15 protein-coding genes are annotated in these 14106 nt (G+C 70.6%); 9 read left to right on the forward strand and 6 right to left on the reverse strand.

Annotated elements, in window-relative coordinates:
* Nucleotides 1–2: 2 nt before the first annotated feature.
* Nucleotides 3–1118: an ABC transporter permease gene (locus P2T62_RS03145; RefSeq protein ID WP_276260036.1), complete on the reverse strand. Its 1116-nt coding sequence runs from the start codon at nucleotides 1116–1118 to the stop codon at nucleotides 3–5.
* 206 nt (nucleotides 1119–1324) lie between these two features.
* A complete protein-coding gene (locus P2T62_RS03150; protein WP_276260037.1) occupies nucleotides 1325–3238 on the reverse strand; it encodes an ABC transporter substrate-binding protein in 1914 nt (637 codons plus the stop codon).
* Between the two features lie 280 nt (nucleotides 3239–3518).
* On the opposite strand from P2T62_RS03150, the gene P2T62_RS03155 reads away from it, so the two are divergent.
* A complete protein-coding gene (locus P2T62_RS03155; RefSeq protein WP_276260038.1) occupies nucleotides 3519–3677 on the forward strand; it encodes a DUF7556 family protein in 159 nt (52 codons plus the stop codon).
* A 94-nt stretch (nucleotides 3678–3771) separates the two neighbouring features.
* Here the strand turns inward: P2T62_RS03155 and ahbB are convergent, their stop codons facing one another.
* Nucleotides 3772–4833, reverse strand: a complete 1062-nt coding sequence (gene ahbB, locus P2T62_RS03160; RefSeq protein WP_276260039.1) for a siroheme decarboxylase subunit beta — start codon at nucleotides 4831–4833, stop codon at nucleotides 3772–3774.
* Between the two features lie 142 nt (nucleotides 4834–4975).
* On the opposite strand from ahbB, the gene P2T62_RS03165 reads away from it, so the two are divergent.
* From P2T62_RS03165 to P2T62_RS03190, 6 genes are all read left to right on the forward strand, one after another.
* Nucleotides 4976–5902: an SDR family NAD(P)-dependent oxidoreductase gene (locus P2T62_RS03165; protein ID WP_276260040.1), complete on the forward strand. Its 927-nt coding sequence runs from the start codon at nucleotides 4976–4978 to the stop codon at nucleotides 5900–5902.
* Nucleotides 5903–6091: 189 nt separating this feature from the next.
* Nucleotides 6092–7420: an SDR family NAD(P)-dependent oxidoreductase gene (locus P2T62_RS03170; RefSeq protein WP_276260041.1), complete on the forward strand. Its 1329-nt coding sequence runs from the start codon at nucleotides 6092–6094 to the stop codon at nucleotides 7418–7420.
* Between the two features lie 105 nt (nucleotides 7421–7525).
* Entirely contained in the window at nucleotides 7526–8605 is a 1080-nt protein-coding gene (locus tag P2T62_RS03175; protein WP_276260042.1) for an anthranilate phosphoribosyltransferase, read from the forward strand.
* Nucleotides 8606–8679: 74 nt separating this feature from the next.
* Nucleotides 8680–9126 (forward strand): DUF5518 domain-containing protein, encoded by a 447-nt coding sequence (locus P2T62_RS03180; RefSeq protein ID WP_276260043.1) that lies wholly within the window; start codon nucleotides 8680–8682, stop codon nucleotides 9124–9126.
* Nucleotides 9127–9180: 54 nt separating this feature from the next.
* Nucleotides 9181–9828: an RAD55 family ATPase gene (locus tag P2T62_RS03185; RefSeq protein ID WP_276260044.1), complete on the forward strand. Its 648-nt coding sequence runs from the start codon at nucleotides 9181–9183 to the stop codon at nucleotides 9826–9828.
* 86 nt (nucleotides 9829–9914) lie between these two features.
* Nucleotides 9915–10571: an RAD55 family ATPase gene (locus tag P2T62_RS03190; protein ID WP_276260045.1), complete on the forward strand. Its 657-nt coding sequence runs from the start codon at nucleotides 9915–9917 to the stop codon at nucleotides 10569–10571.
* Between the two features lie 18 nt (nucleotides 10572–10589).
* Here P2T62_RS03190 and P2T62_RS03195 read toward each other — a convergent pair whose 3' ends face one another.
* A complete protein-coding gene (locus P2T62_RS03195) occupies nucleotides 10590–10976 on the reverse strand; it encodes a hypothetical protein (protein WP_276260046.1) in 387 nt (128 codons plus the stop codon).
* Nucleotides 10955–11947 (reverse strand): NAD-dependent epimerase/dehydratase family protein, encoded by a 993-nt coding sequence (locus P2T62_RS03200; protein ID WP_276260047.1) that lies wholly within the window; start codon nucleotides 11945–11947, stop codon nucleotides 10955–10957. Before P2T62_RS03200 ends, P2T62_RS03195 begins: the two co-directional genes overlap by 22 nt.
* A gap of 86 nt (nucleotides 11948–12033) precedes the next feature.
* Here P2T62_RS03200 and P2T62_RS03205 point away from each other — a divergent pair, with 86 nt between their 5' ends.
* Nucleotides 12034–12699: a helix-turn-helix domain-containing protein gene (locus P2T62_RS03205; protein ID WP_276260048.1), complete on the forward strand. Its 666-nt coding sequence runs from the start codon at nucleotides 12034–12036 to the stop codon at nucleotides 12697–12699.
* Between the two features lie 68 nt (nucleotides 12700–12767).
* Complete coding sequence (locus P2T62_RS03210) at nucleotides 12768–13340, forward strand: peptidylprolyl isomerase (protein WP_276260049.1); 573 nt, start codon at nucleotides 12768–12770, stop codon at nucleotides 13338–13340.
* A 36-nt stretch (nucleotides 13341–13376) separates the two neighbouring features.
* On the opposite strand, the gene coxB is transcribed toward P2T62_RS03210, so the two are convergent.
* The gene (gene coxB, locus P2T62_RS03215) at nucleotides 13377–14096 is read right to left on the reverse strand and encodes a cytochrome c oxidase subunit II (RefSeq protein ID WP_276260050.1); all 720 of its coding nucleotides are present in this window, start codon (nucleotides 14094–14096) and stop codon (nucleotides 13377–13379) included.
* Nucleotides 14097–14106: the final 10 nt, after the last annotated feature.

The raw sequence follows: 14106 nt of genomic DNA on the forward strand, positions 1-14106 counted from the left end.
GGTTATCCAGTGTCCTCCAGCGTGACCCGCGGGTCGATCACCGTGTACAGCAGGTCCTGCGTGATGTTGAACACCTGGTTGATGACGACGAAGATGAACACCAGCGCCATCACCACCGGGATGTCCGGGACGACGATGGCCCGGAAGAACAGGTTCCCCAGGCCGTTGATGGAGAACACCTTCTCGACCAGGACCGAGCCGCCGATCAGCAGGTAGAACTCCCCCATGATGACCGGGAGCAGCGGGATCGATGCGTTCCGGCCGACGTGCTTGACGATGATGCGCCGGGGAGAGAGGCCCTTCGCCTTCGCGGTCTCGACGTACTTCGAATTGATGCTCTCCAGCACCGCGGTCCGGCCGATCCGGATCTCGTTGCCCATCGACGCCGACCCCAGGACCAGCGCGGCCGGCAGGATCCACTTGAACGCGATGACCATGTTGAACGCGTTCGGAATCGGGATGAACAGCATCTCGAGCACCGGTATGCCGTTGAACAGCTCGATGGTCGAGAACAGGTTGTTCACCTCGTCCGGTGTCGAGACCACGTCGGTCCGCCAGACGCAGTTCACCTGCTCCGGCCCGCATGGCCAGTGTCTGTACCACGACATCAGGCCGCCGGCCGTCAGGCTCCCGGCGAGGATGACGGCCAACCAGAAGTTCGGCATCGCCCGCCAGATGATGCCACCACCGGAGGCGACGTAGTCGCTCAGCGTGTTCGCGCGCAGTCCCGCGAAGAAGCCGACCGGGATGCCCACCACCAGTGCGACCATCACCGACCAGAAGCCCAGCCAGAGGGTCGCCGGCATCCGACCGATGATGAGCTGGCTCACCGCGACGTTGCGCTGGACCGCCCAGGACTTGCCGAAGTCGACGGTCAGCAGGTCGGACATGACGCCGTAGTACTGCTCCCACAGCGGGACCGTCGACCCGTCCGGATTGATGTAGCCCAGGGCGATCCGGAGCCGCCGGACGTCCGAGGGGGCGGCGTCGCGGCCGAGGATGGCGTTCGCCGGGTCGAGCGGCCCCCGGTAGAGGATCAGGAACGTCACCGTGAGCCCGAACAGGATCACGGGAAGCGCCAGTGCCAGCCGCTTCAGGATGTAGAGCGAGCGGTTCACGGTCGGGCACCCCCCTGGCGTCTGCCAGTGTGGCGTCCTCCCCGGCGGCCACGGTCGTCGAATCGGGTGACGTGGCACCGATTACCGGCTGGCCGTGGACGGTCGTCAAATCGTTCGTGTGGAATCATCGTATCGAGACGTATCTGCCGTTCGGATGCGAGTACACTTCAAATCCGCGGGACGAACGGTGGGGTGACCCCGACCGCTTACTCTTCGCTGCTCGGCGTCGCCGTGTAGGTGACCGTCCGCGTCTCGCGGTCGATGTTGAGGACCGAGAGCGGGAAGTAGGTGTTCGTCGAGTTCGCCGACTCGACCAGGCGGCGGATGGAGTAGACGGCGTCGTCGGCCGTCACCTCGCCGTAGTCACCCTGGAACTGGACGCCCTCCTTGAGCTTGAACTCGTAGGTCGTCAGGTCGTCGCTGACCTCGAAGTCCTCGACGAGGAGGTTCTCCGTCTCGGGCGACCCGTTGGGGTAGTTGAACGGCGCGTCGAACATGTCCATGATCTTCCCACCGCTCGCGGTGTTCCCGGAGGCGATGGGGTCGAGGGAGTTGAACGTGCCCGAGATGCCGTTGAGGGTGTCCTTGTCGAGGCCCTTGACGGAGTTGATGGCCTTCGACCGGGACGCGCCCATGGCGCCCGGCGACTCGTAGTCGACCGTGTCGTACCAGAACAGGTCGTCGGTCCGGTGGTAGATGGGGATCAGCGCGGCCGACGCCCAGAGGCCCTCCTCCATCTTGGCCGCGGCGTCGTCGCGGATCTGCTGGGCCTCGTCGGAGGTGCCCGGGTTGTTCTGGATGCGGTCGAACTGCTCGATCATGTACTCGCGGACGCCGTCGTCGTCGTTGGCGTCCTCGGACCAGAACAGGCGGGCGCCGTTGGGCTGGGAGCCCTCGGCGTCGTAGATCGTGTTCGGCGGGTCGATCAGCTGGAGGAAGTTCTGGGGCGCCGGGTAGTCGGCGATCCAGCCCAGCGTGTACGCCTCGTGCTGGCCCTTCTCCGTCTGGTTCAGCAGCGGCCCGAACGCCGCCGAGCTGATGTTCATGTCGATGTAGGCCGCCTCCAGCCGCGAGCGGATGGTGTTGGCCATCTGCTTCCAGGTGCCGCTCTCGTACTGGAGCCAGTCGAGCTGGAAGCGGTTGTCCGGCCCGTAGCCGGCCTCACGCATGACCTGCTTCGCGGCCGCGATGTCGTTCTCGTTGGGGCTGTACGGGTAACCGCTCAGTCCCTCGAAGTCGCTGCCGCCGGTGTCGGAGCCGTCGTAGCCCTGCCAGTGCTCCTGGTAGGCGTCGGCGCCGCCCGGGTAGATCTGCGTCGGGGTGAGGTGGTAGGCACCCGCGCCGCGGGCCTTGAAGACGTTCTGGACGAACGCCTCGCGGTTGATGACGTAGGCCATCGCCTGCCGGACCGCCTTCGGCACCTTCTCCATGTTGAAGCCCACGTAGAAGGTGTTGATCGTCGGCGTCCGGGACATGTTGATCGTCTTGTCGTTCTCGAGCGGGCCGTAGGTCCCGGTCCGCTGGCCGGCCCCGTCGGGGAGGTCGACCTTGTTCGGCTCGTACTTCTCGGTCGGGATACCGCTCACGTCGGCGTTCTCGTTGAGGAAGTAGTTGTACCGAGCCGTCGGGGAGGCGATGATGGCGTCCTGGAGGTCGAAGTCGGCCGGCTCACCGTGGTAGTCCTCGAACGCGGTCGCGGCGAACTCGCCGCCGTCCCCGGACTCCCACTTGTCGAACCGGAACGGGCCGGCGCCGACGGGGTTGCCGGTGGAGAACTCCTCGTAGCTCATGTCGCCGTCGTACCCCTGGATGTCGCCGACGATCCCCTCGGGAACGATGGAGAACGCGGAGTAGGCCAGGACGGACACCGCGAAGGCGAAGGGGTCGCGGAGCTGGATCTGGAAGGAGTACTCGCCGGTCTTCTCGACCGCCGTCGAGCCGGGGACGATCTCGGTTCGCTCTTTCACTACCGGCGTCGGGCTGCCGGTCGGGCTGGCGCCACCGTCGCCGTCGCCGTCGCCGTCGCCGCCGTCGCCGGAACAGCCGGCGATACCGGCTGCCAGGGCGGTGGCACCGGTGGCTTTCAGGAACTTCCGACGCGATTTGTCGTTCTCGGTCATGTATCGTGTGTGTTGTCGTGAGGATTACCGACGCGTCGCTACGTCGTGGTCTGATGCCAGTTCGCCGTATCCGCGTGCCATACAGTCGAACGTACTGGTATATGCCCTAATAGCTACCGTAAGCTGAAACGCCGTTTTCACCAACCGTGCACGTGATTCACATGAACGCCCGGAGACTGACCGTTCGTCCACTCTCTGCCGGGGACGAGCCGGAAGGTGGAGCCGTGTTCGGCGTCGATATCCGGCACGTTTATAATGGACTGTCAGTTACTGTCACAGTATGTCACCCGACACCGCCCGGGCGTCCGGACTGGCCCCGGACTGTGAGGTGATGGGCTCCGTCGACGACGACCGGTTCGTCATCGCCGCGATCTGTCGCGACGGTGCCTGGCTCTCGATGCAGGCTGGGGAGGCCCTCGATCTCGAGGGCTGGCGGTAGCCGACGGTGCGGCGGTCTCCTGCGGTCGACTCCCCCGGATAGCCGTGGCCTCGTCGATCTCGGAGGGCGCGGCGGGGTCTCGGGCACCGGCTGCTCAGGCGCCGTCGCCGACGATGTCGTCGTAGCGGGCGCCGGTCTGCTTCAGCGTCTCCGTCGAGAACAGTCGCTCGTGCTCGTACGGGAGGTGTTCGGCCGCCAGCTCGTCGACCTTCTCGTCGACGGCATCGGCCTCCCGGCCGTGGACCATCGTGAACAGGTTGTACGGCCAGTCCTGGTCGGGGCGGCGAGGTCGGTGGTAGCACAGCGTCACGTACGGGAGCGCGCCGACGGCCTCGCCGCGGGCGTCCAGCTCGTCGTCGGGCACGTCCCAGACGACCATGCAGTTGGCGTCGAAGCCGGTGACGAGGTGGTTGACCACGCAGCCGATGCGCTTGATGCAACCGTTCGCGAGCAGGCGCTCGACCGCCGCGAGCACGTCGTCGACGGGCGCGTCGATGGCCGCCGCGATGTCCCGGTACGGCGTCCGGGTCAGCGGGAAGCCGTCCTGGATCTCCAGCAGGAGCCGCCGTTCGAGGTCGCTGAAGTCCGCGGTCGCCTCCTCGGAGATGCGGGTCGCGTCCACCTCGGTCTCCTGCAGGGATTCCCGGGCGAACCGGTCCCCGTTCACCACGGGGAACTCCAGGTCGATGTAGAAGTCCGTCAGCATCGGCAGCACGAGCACCTCACAGCCCGTGCGCTCCTCGATCTCCTCGAGGATGCGGTCGCGGGTCTCCCGGCTGCCGGCGGTGACGACGAACCAGGTGTTCCACTCGTGGCTCCGGCGGTAGTTGTGGTTCACCTGCCGGTAGCCGTTGATGATTTCGGCGACCTCGTCGAAGCGGTCCTCGGGCGCCCGGACCGCGGCGAGCGTCGACGAGCCGATGACGGGTGGGTTGAGGACCGCCCCGAAGCGGCGGAAGACGCCGCGCTCGCGGAGCGCCCGCACCCGTTCGAGCGCCTCGGCCTCCTCGATGCCGAGGTCCGCGGCCACGACCTGGAACGGTTCCTCGACGACGGGGAAGTCGGACTGGTAGCCGTCGACGAGCGCCGCGTCCACCTCGTCGAGTCCGGCACGCCAGTCCCCGTCCTCGCTCCCGCCGGTCCCCAGCGAACTCATTGGGCGGGATACGGGTGCGAGGGACTTGCCTCCGTCGGTCGCGGGCGACCGGGCCCGGGCCGCGGCCGGCCGGTGGCTCCCGTCGGTGACGAATGCTGCCGGCCTCCAAAGGGTGAAACCACGCAAGGCCGAGCGACCAGGCATGCCGACGGCACTCATCACGGGCGCCACGAGCGGAATCGGCCGGGACGCGGCGGTCCGGCTCGGTGATGACGGCTGGCGCGTGCTGGTCCACGGCCGCGATGCCGAGGCCGGCGCCGAGACGGTCGCACAGGTCGAGGAGGCGGGTGGGGAGGCCTCCTTCCACGCCGCCGACTTCGCCGACCTCGACGCCGTCCGGGCGTTCGCCGACGAGGTCCGCGACGAGGTCGACGAACTGGACGTCCTCTGCAACAACGCCGGCCTCGCGATCAACGAGTTCCGGGAGAGCGAGCAGGGCTTCGAGCTACACTTCGCCGTCAACCATCTGGCGGGCTACCTCCTCACCCACGAGATCGTCGACCTGCTGGCCGACGACGGGCGGGTCGTCAACACGGCGTCGGTCGCCCACCGCAACGGCGACATCGACTTCGAGGAGATCCGCGAGCACGGGCGGACCGGCGTGCCGGGCATCACGGGGGCGAAGGAACTCGCCCCGCTCCGCAAACTGGGGCAGGCCACCGGCGTCACCGAGGCCACCGGCCTGAACGGCTTCGCCTTCTACTCCAACTCCAAGCTCTGCAACGTCCTGTTCACGAAGGAACTCGCGCGCCGGCTCGACGACGGCCAGCAGTGCAACTGCTTCCACCCCGGCATCATCCCCGGCAGCGGCGTCGGCCGGGACCTCGCGTTCCCGGGCAACCTGCTGTGGGAGAGCCTGGACCTCGTCCCCGGCGTGAGCGACACCGTCGAGGACGGCGGGGAGGCGATGGCGAAGCTCGCCGCGGACCCGAACGTGACCGTCACGGGCGCGTACTTCAACAAGCGGCGGAAGGCCCGCGCCTCGCCGACGGCCCGGAACGAGGACCTCGCCACGCGCCTGTGGGCGCTGTCGGCCGACCTCGTCGACGTGGACTCGAACTGGCCCTGAGCGGCGGTGGTTTTATTCGCCACTCGTAAGTGTGGGAAATATACGGTGGCGGGGGTTACTCCGGCGAGGAACCGCGGCGCTGACGGCGGCCGCATCGGTCGGGCTGGCTGGGTGCAGTGGCGGTGACGGGGACACGGGGCCGCCCGGCGAGGTCGCCCCCGGCGAGTGGGGGACAAAGAACCCCCATCCATGACCGCGGGAACTGGCATTAGGCTCGCGCCCCTCGAACCGGGCATGGAGCTACCGGACCTCTCCGGACGCACGGTCCTCGTGACGGGCGCGACCAGCGGCGTGGGCCAGGACGGGGCCATCCGCCTCGGGGCGCGTGGGGCACGCGTCCTCGTCCACGGGCGCGACGCGGAGCGCGGGCGGGCGACCGTCGACGCCGTCGAGGACGCCGGCGGCACCGCGTCGTTCCACCCGGCGGACTTCACGGATCTCGAGGCCGTGCGGACCCTCGCGGACGCGGTGCGCGCCGAGACCGACGAGCTGGACGTCCTCTGCAACAACGCCGGGCTCTACACCAGCTACCGGGGTCGCACCGAGCAGGGGTTCGGCACCATCTTCGGCGTCAACCACGTCGCGCCGTACGTCCTCACACACGAGCTGGCCGACCACCTGGCCGCGGACGCGCGCGTGGTGAACACGGCGTCGGTCGCGCATCGCTTCGCCCAGCTCGACCTCGACATGGTCGAGCGCAAGCGGGGGCTGACGGGGCCGGCGGTCGAGCGCTACTGCGAGTCGAAGCTCTGCAACGTCCTGTTCACGCGCGAACTCGCCCGTCGACTCGGCCCCGCGACCGCCAACTGCTTCCACCCCGGCAACATCCCCGAGAGCAACTTCACCCGGGACCTGCCGTTCCCGCTGTCGCTGGGGGCCGACGCCCTCTCGGCCCTGCCCGCCATCCCGGGCGTGACCGACAGCGTCGAGGATGGGGGTCGCGCGCTGGCCTACCTCGCGGCGGCCTCCGAGGTCGAGGGCGTCACCGGCGAGTACTTCGACAAGCGGGAGCTGACCGACCCGGCGCGGACCGCCAAGAACGATGCCCTGGCGCGCCTGCTCTGGGACCTCACCGCGGACCTGGCGAACGTCGACCCGGAACTCCCGGCGGGCCCGGCGACCCGCGACGCCGACGCCGAGGGCCGGGCCTCCCGGGGTGTCCGCATCGACGTGACCGACGCCGCCGACGGGTCCCGGGAGACGGACACCGGGGCCGAGTCGACCGCGGTCGCGGACGCCGGCTCCGCGGCGGCCGACGACGGCCCCGTCGAGGTCGAGGTCACGGAGGCCGGGGACGACGCTCCGGGGACGGCTCCCGACGACGACGCTTCGGGGACGGCCGACCGGGCGCTGACGGACCTCGATGGCGTGGGCCCGACGACGGCCGAGGCGCTCCGGGCCGCCGGCTTCGAGTCCGTGGCCGACGTGCGTGCGGCCTCGGTCGCCGACCTGACGGCGGCCGACGGCGTGGGGCCGGCGAAGGCCCAACGCATCAGGGCGGACACCGACGAGGAGTGAGCCGCCGTCCCGGCACCGACATCCGGTGAGGCCGACAGTCGGATGCGTGCCAGGAACCTGGGAGCGACGCGGGGTGTTTTTGACGCCGCCGGCCGGAGGTCGGGTATGGCGAAAGCGACCGAGCCCGGTACCGAGTTCGGGGAGTGGCCCCTCAAGCGACTGATGACGGAGGTCGTCGGCTCCGGACACAAGTCCGCCGACGACATGACCCGCGAGCAGGCCCGGGACGCGTTCACCCGCATCCTCGCGGGCGAGCCCGACCCCACGACGCTGGGGGCGTTCTGGCTGGCCAACCGCTGGAAGCGCAACACGCCCGAGGAGCTGGGCGCTTACGTCGACGTGATGGCCGAGGAGTCAGTCGTCCAGCACGCGCCGGAGTGCGACCCGGTCGACTGCGGCGCGAACTACGACGGCAAGGGGCGGACCGCGCTGCTCGGCGTCGCGGCCGGCGTGGTCGCCGCGGCCGCCGGCACGCCCGTCGTCGCCCACTCGGGCGACCGCGTCCCGACCCAGAAGCAGGACTCCTACAAGCAGGTCCTCGACGAACTCGGCGTCCGGACGGACCTCGACCCTGCGGCGTCGGCGGCGATGACCGACGAGGTCGGGTTCGGCTACTACTTCCAGCCCAACTTCAACCCCGGCGTGGTCGACCTGTTCGACCGCCGCGACGAGATGGGCGTCCGCACGTTCGTCAACACCATCGAGACGCTCGCGAACCCCGCGGACGCCGGCGTCCACCTGGGCTCGTTCTACCACCTTCCCTACGCGGTCCGCATCATCGAGACGTTCCAGCAGGCCGAGACGGCCGACATGGACCGCGTCGTGATGTTCCAGGGGCTGGAGGGCTACGACGACATCCGGCCGGGGAGCACGAAGGTCGCCGTGTGGAATGCAGGCGACGACGACGTCGAGGACTTCGACATCGAGACGCCGGCCTACGGGATGGACTTCGAGAGCGAGGACCTGCAGGTCGACGACATCGCCGAGGACTCGGCCGCCATCACGGAGGCCGTCCTGCACGGCGACCGGACCGACCGCTTCGCCGACGCGGTCGCGCTCAACGCCGCACTCCGTATCTACGCCCGCGGGGACGCCGACGACATCGACACCGGCCTCGAGACCGCCCGCGAGACGCTCGATTCGGGCGCGGCGGCCGCGACCCTGGAGGAACTGCAGGACTTCTGAGACACGGTCGCTGGCCCCCGGCCCTGTGACCCCGCGAAAGGCACTTGCCGTTCGCCCGTGGGGGCCACGTACGGATGGCCCGCTCGCCGCTCCGCGCCCGGTCCCTCCCGACAGTGTGGCAGGCCGCGTTGATCGGGACGCTCGCGTCGCTCCCCGTCGCCGTCATCGTGAACCGGACGCCCGGTTCGGCGGCGACGCTCGGCGGGAGCATCATGCTCGTCGGCGCGTTGGTCGCGGGCGCCGTCGCCGCGGGTCGCGGGGCGGCGCCGGCGGCTGCCGGCTCCCGAGCGGGGCTCGTCGGTGCAGTCGTCGAGGTGGTGGCGTTCGCCGCGACGCAGGCCGCTGCTGCCCTCGCAGGCGGAACGGCGGCGTGGCCGCTGTCCCGGCTCGCCTTCTTCGGACTCGCCGCGGCCGTGGTTCTGTGTCTCGCCCCCGTCTTCGGGTCCGCCTGCGGCCGTGTCGGCGGCTGGGTCGCGAACCGGGTCCGCTCGCGGTCGGGCGCCGGCGCGAGCGCCCCGTGAGCGGTCCCGCCGACCACCCGAAGGGTTTCACCGCGCCCGGGTGGAGGGCTGCGCATGTCCGAAGCGACACCGCCCGCCGACCGCGAGCGGCTCCCGACCGGCGTGGCCGGTCTCGACGACGCGCTCGGCGGCGGCCTCCCGGTCGGCGACCTCGTCGCGCTGGTCGCACCGCCCACGTCCGGTGCCGAACGCCTGCTGTACGCGCTCGGCACGGCGAACCCGACGCGCTACCTCTCGACGCTCCGGCCGCCCGCGGAGGTCCACGGCGCGATGGCCGCCGTCGACCTGCCGGACGGCCGCGTGGACGTGCGCGCCGTCGACGCCGACGCCCTGCTCGACGCGCCGGCCGACCACCTCTCCGGCCTCGACGCGGGGTCGGCGGTGGTGGTCGATCCCGCGACGGAGCTGGAGCGGGCCGGCGAGGACCGCTATCGGTCGTTCCTCGACGACCTGAAGCGTCACTGCCGGACGACAGAGAGCGTCGCCGTCTGCCACTGCCCCCGGACCACGCCCCGCACCCTCCGGCGCGACCTGACGCTGGCCCGGGCGGACACGACGCTGGTGCTCCACCGGGAGGTCGACCCCGACGGGACGCGGAGCTACCTCGACGTGGGGAAGTTCCGCCACGGCCGGCCGCCGACCGAGCCGGTCCCGCTCGACCTCGGCGGCCGACCGACCGTCGCTGACGGGGGCGGGGCCTGACGGGCGCCACGCGGCCGGTCGAGACGTGAAAGGGCCCGGCTACACACGGCGGAACTGACTTGTCGGTCAGGAACCGCGTCGTGGACGTGAGTGACGAACGTCTGTCGACTGGAATCGGGGGGCTCGACCGGGCGACCGACGGCGGGGTACCGCCGGGCAGCCTCGTGGCCGTGACCGGGGATGCCGACTCACCGGCCGAGCGCATCGCCTACGCCTTCGCCGACGCGCACCCGGCGCGCTACTACTCGACGCTCCGCTCGGGCAGTGCCGTCGACGAGACGATGTCGGCGTCCTCGACCGGCGTCGACGAGTTCGACTTCCGCGACGGGGAGGAGAGCCCGACCCGGATGCAGGACGTCCGTCGGGGCGACCTGCTCTCCGGCCCGGACGACCGGTTCACGAGCCTCTCGGCCGGCGAGACGGTCGTCGTCGACCCGGTGAACACGCTGGAGCGTGCCGACCGCGACGACTACCGCACCTTCCTCGATGGCCTCGTGAGCGGCCTCCGGTCGGCGGGCGGCATCGGTGTCCTCAACGCCCACACTGTCCCGAACACGCCGGACGGCCGCGACCTGACGCTCGCGCTGGCCGACGTGGTGCTCGACCTGCGGATGCTCGTCGAGGACCGGGTCTCGTGGAAGCTCGTGGTGAGGAAGTTCCGCCGCGGCGCCATTCCGCCGAAACCGCTCGCGCTCGCCTTCGACGACGGCGTCCGCGTCGACGAGACGCGCGAACTCCGGTAGCCCAGTCCCGGGGCCGGCTCAGCCCCGTCGCCACCAGTGCCAGCCACCGAGCGCCGTCCCGACGGCGCCGGTGAGGACGAGGCCGACCGCCGTGATCTGGAACGGGAGCCGCCACGCGCCGGCCGGGAGCGCGTGGACGTGGTCCGGGTTCTCGAGCAGGAAGTGGAAGACCCCCCCGAACACCAGCCCGACGGCCATCGTCAGCGTGAACAGGGGGAGCCCGAGCGGGTGCCCGCGGCGGACGAGCGCCACGCCGGCGACCGGACCCGCGAACACCGCGACGAGGACGACCGCGTTCTGCCACGGCGCGAGTCCCACAGGGAGCAGTCCGTGGCTCACGCCATGCACCACGGCGACCACGAGGTGCGCCGCGAGGGCGCCCGTCAGGGCGAGGGTGCGGTCCACTCGTATCCCTCCCCGGTCGCCCGGATGGTCCCGGTCTCGCGCCACCGCTCGACCACCTGGTCCAGCCCCTCGCGGTGGGTCGGGTACGCGGGTTCCCAGTCGAACGCCTCGCGCAGCCGCTCGTTCGTGGTCGGCATCGAGTTCGTGAGGAGCCGAACCGAGGCCTTCCCGACGAGGAACCGCGCGAGCCAGCTCGGCACCCGTCGGGGCTCGGGGGCGTCCAGCCGGTCGGCGAGCGCCCGGAGGAACGTCGCCAGCGTGGTCGGGTCGTCGTCGACGACGTGGAAGGTGCCCGTGGCCTCGCCCTCGGCGGCGGCCGCGAACGCCCGCGCAGCGTCGTCGACGTGGACGAACGAGAGCGTGGCGTCCTGCCGCCCGAGGATGCCACCGCCGACGATGGGCAGCCGTCCGGAGAGCAGGCCCTCCCCGAACTGCCGGGTGTGGGCCGTGTCGGGCGCGTAGAACCAGCCGCCCCGGAGAACGACCGGGTCGAACCCGTGGTCCTCGGCCCCCTGCTCGACGATGCGCTCGGCGTCGAGCGCCGACCGCGTGACGCGGTTCGGGTGTGGCTCGTCGGTCTCGTCGAACTGGCTTCCATCGGGCTGGCGGGCCACCCAGACCACGCTCTGCTGGAGGACGCGGCCGGCGTCGACGGCTCCGGCAGCGGCCACGAGGTTCTCGGCCCCCTCGCGCCGGACCCGGTCGTTCAGGGCCCAGTCCTCGTCGCTCGGGCGGGTGTCGGTCGGGATGGCGGTCGCCGCGTGGACCAGCACGTCCGCGCCCGCGGCGGCCTCGACCACGCTCTCGCGGTCGAACACGTCGCCGCAGCGCGGTTCGCCACCCCGCTCCCGAACGAGTTCGTCGCCACGGTCGTCGCGGGTCAGTCCGACGACCTCGTGGCCACGCTCGACGCACTCGGCGACGAGTCGACGTCCCAGTACGCCAGTCGCCCCGGCGATGAACACCTGCATACGTGAGCACAGGCCGCGAGGCGACTCACCGCTGCTGCCGACGTGCGTCGGGTAGTTTATCTGCATCTGGTCGGAACTCCGACGGGATGCGGTACCTGATAGTCCGGCTCACCGGCGACGACGTGCTGCTGCATCCGCTGGTGCCGACGCTCACCGACGGGTCGCTGTTCCGCGAGGCGTTGATGCTGGACTGGACGGTGTCGCTCGCGCCCCCGCGGTCGACGGTCCTGCTCTACCTCGACGGCGACCTCGACGCGTTCGGGGCGGTGCTGGCCGACCGGGAGATCGTGCTCGACCACGACGTGACCGACGTGGGAGGTGGCCGGGGGTACGCCTACGTCCACTCCGAGCCACACCCGACGGAGTGGGAACTGTTCGAGACGTTCTCGCGGCCGGGACTGGTCGTCGTCTCGCCGCTCCGGTACGCCGCCGACGGCTCCGTCTCGATCCGGCTCGTCGGGTCGCTGGAGCGGCTGCAGGCGGCCGTCGATGCCATCCCCGAGGCCGTCGAGACGGAGATCGAGCGGGTCGGCGAGTACGACCTCGGTCGGGCCGCGGTTCCGGGTCGGCTGTCGGACCGCCAGCGCGAGGCCCTGGCGGTGGCGTTCGAGGCCGGCTACTACGAGGTCCCCCGCGAGGCGACCCGCGACGAGGTGGCCGCGGCGCTGGACTGTGCGCCGAGCACGGCCTCCGAGCACCTCCGGAAGGCCGAACGGAAGGTGGTCCGGGCCCAGCTCGGTCGCGGACGGTAGCCACGCATGGGGTGCCGGCTCGGCCCAGGACCCACACACCTTTCGGCCAGGCACTCCTGCCTCCGGATATGGCTGACAACCACGACGTCACGAACCCGGACAACCCGCAGGTGACCCTCCACACGACCCACGGCGACATCACGATCGAGCTGTTCGCCGACCGCGCGCCGAAGACGGTCGAGAACTTCCTCGGCCTCGCACGACACGACCCGGCCGCCGACGCCGAGCCCGCGCGGGACACGAACACGTGGGCGGACCCGGAGAGCGACGAGACGCGAGGCGACTCCCTGTACGCCGGCGCCGTCTTCCACCGTATCATCGGCGGCTTCATGATCCAGGGCGGGGACCCGACCGGGACCGGCCGCGGCGGCCCGGGTTACCAGTTCGACGACGAGTTCCACGACGACCTCACCCATTCGGGCCCGGGCATCCTGAGCATGGCCAACTCCGGGCCGAACACGAACGGCTCGCAGTTCTTCATCACGCTCGACGCCCAGCCCCACCTCGACGGCAAGCACGCCGTCTTCGGGCACGTCGTCGAGGGGATGGACGCCGTCGAGGAGCTGGGTGCGGTCCCGACCGACCGGAACGACCAGCCCCAGGTCGAGGCGAAGATCGAGGACGTGACGGTCCACGAGTAACGGTCCTCTCGACCCGACGGGGGGCGTTCTCGGCGGCTACCGCCGTGCGTCCAGCCAGTCCCCGTACGCGCTCTCGTTCATCACGCGCACGGTCCCGTCCATGCGGGCGTGGCCCGAGCCACAGAGCTCCGTGCAGTAGAGGTTGTACTCGCCCGTCCTCGTCGCCCGTGTCCGGGCCACGGCCTCGCCGGTGGGGAAGACGTCCTGCTTCACCCCGAGCTTCGGGACGAACAGGGAGTGGACCACGTCACGTGAGGAGAGTTCGAACCGTACGTCCCGGTCGACCGGGATGGCGAGTCGGTTCCGCGTGGTCACGTTGGCCTCCGGGTAGGTGAACTGCCAGCCCCACTGGTAGGCCACCACCTCGACGGTGAGGTCGTCGGCCTGGTCCGGCGTCGCGACGTCGGCGCTCCCGGCGGCCGCGGGCGTGATGTAGGGGTTGGCCATCACGAAGTACGCCGAGACGCCGACGAAGACGAGGATGACGGCCGTCGCGGCCGTCCACGTCGTCTCCAGCGCGGGGTCGTCGACGGTCGGTTTCGGGTCGTCGTTGTCGTGGAAGCGGTAGATGGCGTAGACGAGTGTCAGCTCGACGAACAGCGTGAGCGGCAGCGCCACGTACAGCAGCTGCGTGTTGAGGTCGTCGATGGCTGCACGGTTGACCGACTGCGCGGCCGCGGGCGTCGCGAGTGCGGCGAGGCCGACCGTGGCGCCGGCGAGCGCGACGAGGAGGGTAGGGGCGCGCGGACGCTCCATCGTCTCCTTC

This window comes from Haloglomus litoreum, assembly GCF_029338515.1.
Taxonomy (GTDB): Archaea; Halobacteriota; Halobacteria; order Halobacteriales; family Haloarculaceae; genus Haloglomus; species Haloglomus litoreum.

Coding starts and splice junctions, on each gene's coding strand:
- P2T62_RS03150 (WP_276260037.1), bottom strand. CDS start 3,238: ATGACCGAGAACGACAAATCGCGTCGGAAGTTCCTGAAAGCCACCGGT.
- P2T62_RS03155 (WP_276260038.1), top strand. CDS start 3,519: ATGTCACCCGACACCGCCCGGGCGTCCGGACTGGCCCCGGACTGTGAG.
- ahbB (WP_276260039.1), bottom strand. CDS start 4,833: ATGAGTTCGCTGGGGACCGGCGGGAGCGAGGACGGGGACTGGCGTGCC.
- P2T62_RS03165 (WP_276260040.1), top strand. CDS start 4,976: ATGCCGACGGCACTCATCACGGGCGCCACGAGCGGAATCGGCCGGGAC.
- P2T62_RS03170 (WP_276260041.1), top strand. CDS start 6,092: ATGACCGCGGGAACTGGCATTAGGCTCGCGCCCCTCGAACCGGGCATG.
- P2T62_RS03175 (WP_276260042.1), top strand. CDS start 7,526: ATGGCGAAAGCGACCGAGCCCGGTACCGAGTTCGGGGAGTGGCCCCTC.
- P2T62_RS03180 (WP_276260043.1), top strand. CDS start 8,680: ATGGCCCGCTCGCCGCTCCGCGCCCGGTCCCTCCCGACAGTGTGGCAG.
- P2T62_RS03185 (WP_276260044.1), top strand. CDS start 9,181: ATGTCCGAAGCGACACCGCCCGCCGACCGCGAGCGGCTCCCGACCGGC.
- P2T62_RS03200 (WP_276260047.1), bottom strand. CDS start 11,947: ATGCAGGTGTTCATCGCCGGGGCGACTGGCGTACTGGGACGTCGACTC.
- P2T62_RS03205 (WP_276260048.1), top strand. CDS start 12,034: ATGCGGTACCTGATAGTCCGGCTCACCGGCGACGACGTGCTGCTGCAT.
- P2T62_RS03210 (WP_276260049.1), top strand. CDS start 12,768: ATGGCTGACAACCACGACGTCACGAACCCGGACAACCCGCAGGTGACC.
- coxB (WP_276260050.1), bottom strand. CDS start 14,096: ATGGAGCGTCCGCGCGCCCCTACCCTCCTCGTCGCGCTCGCCGGCGCC.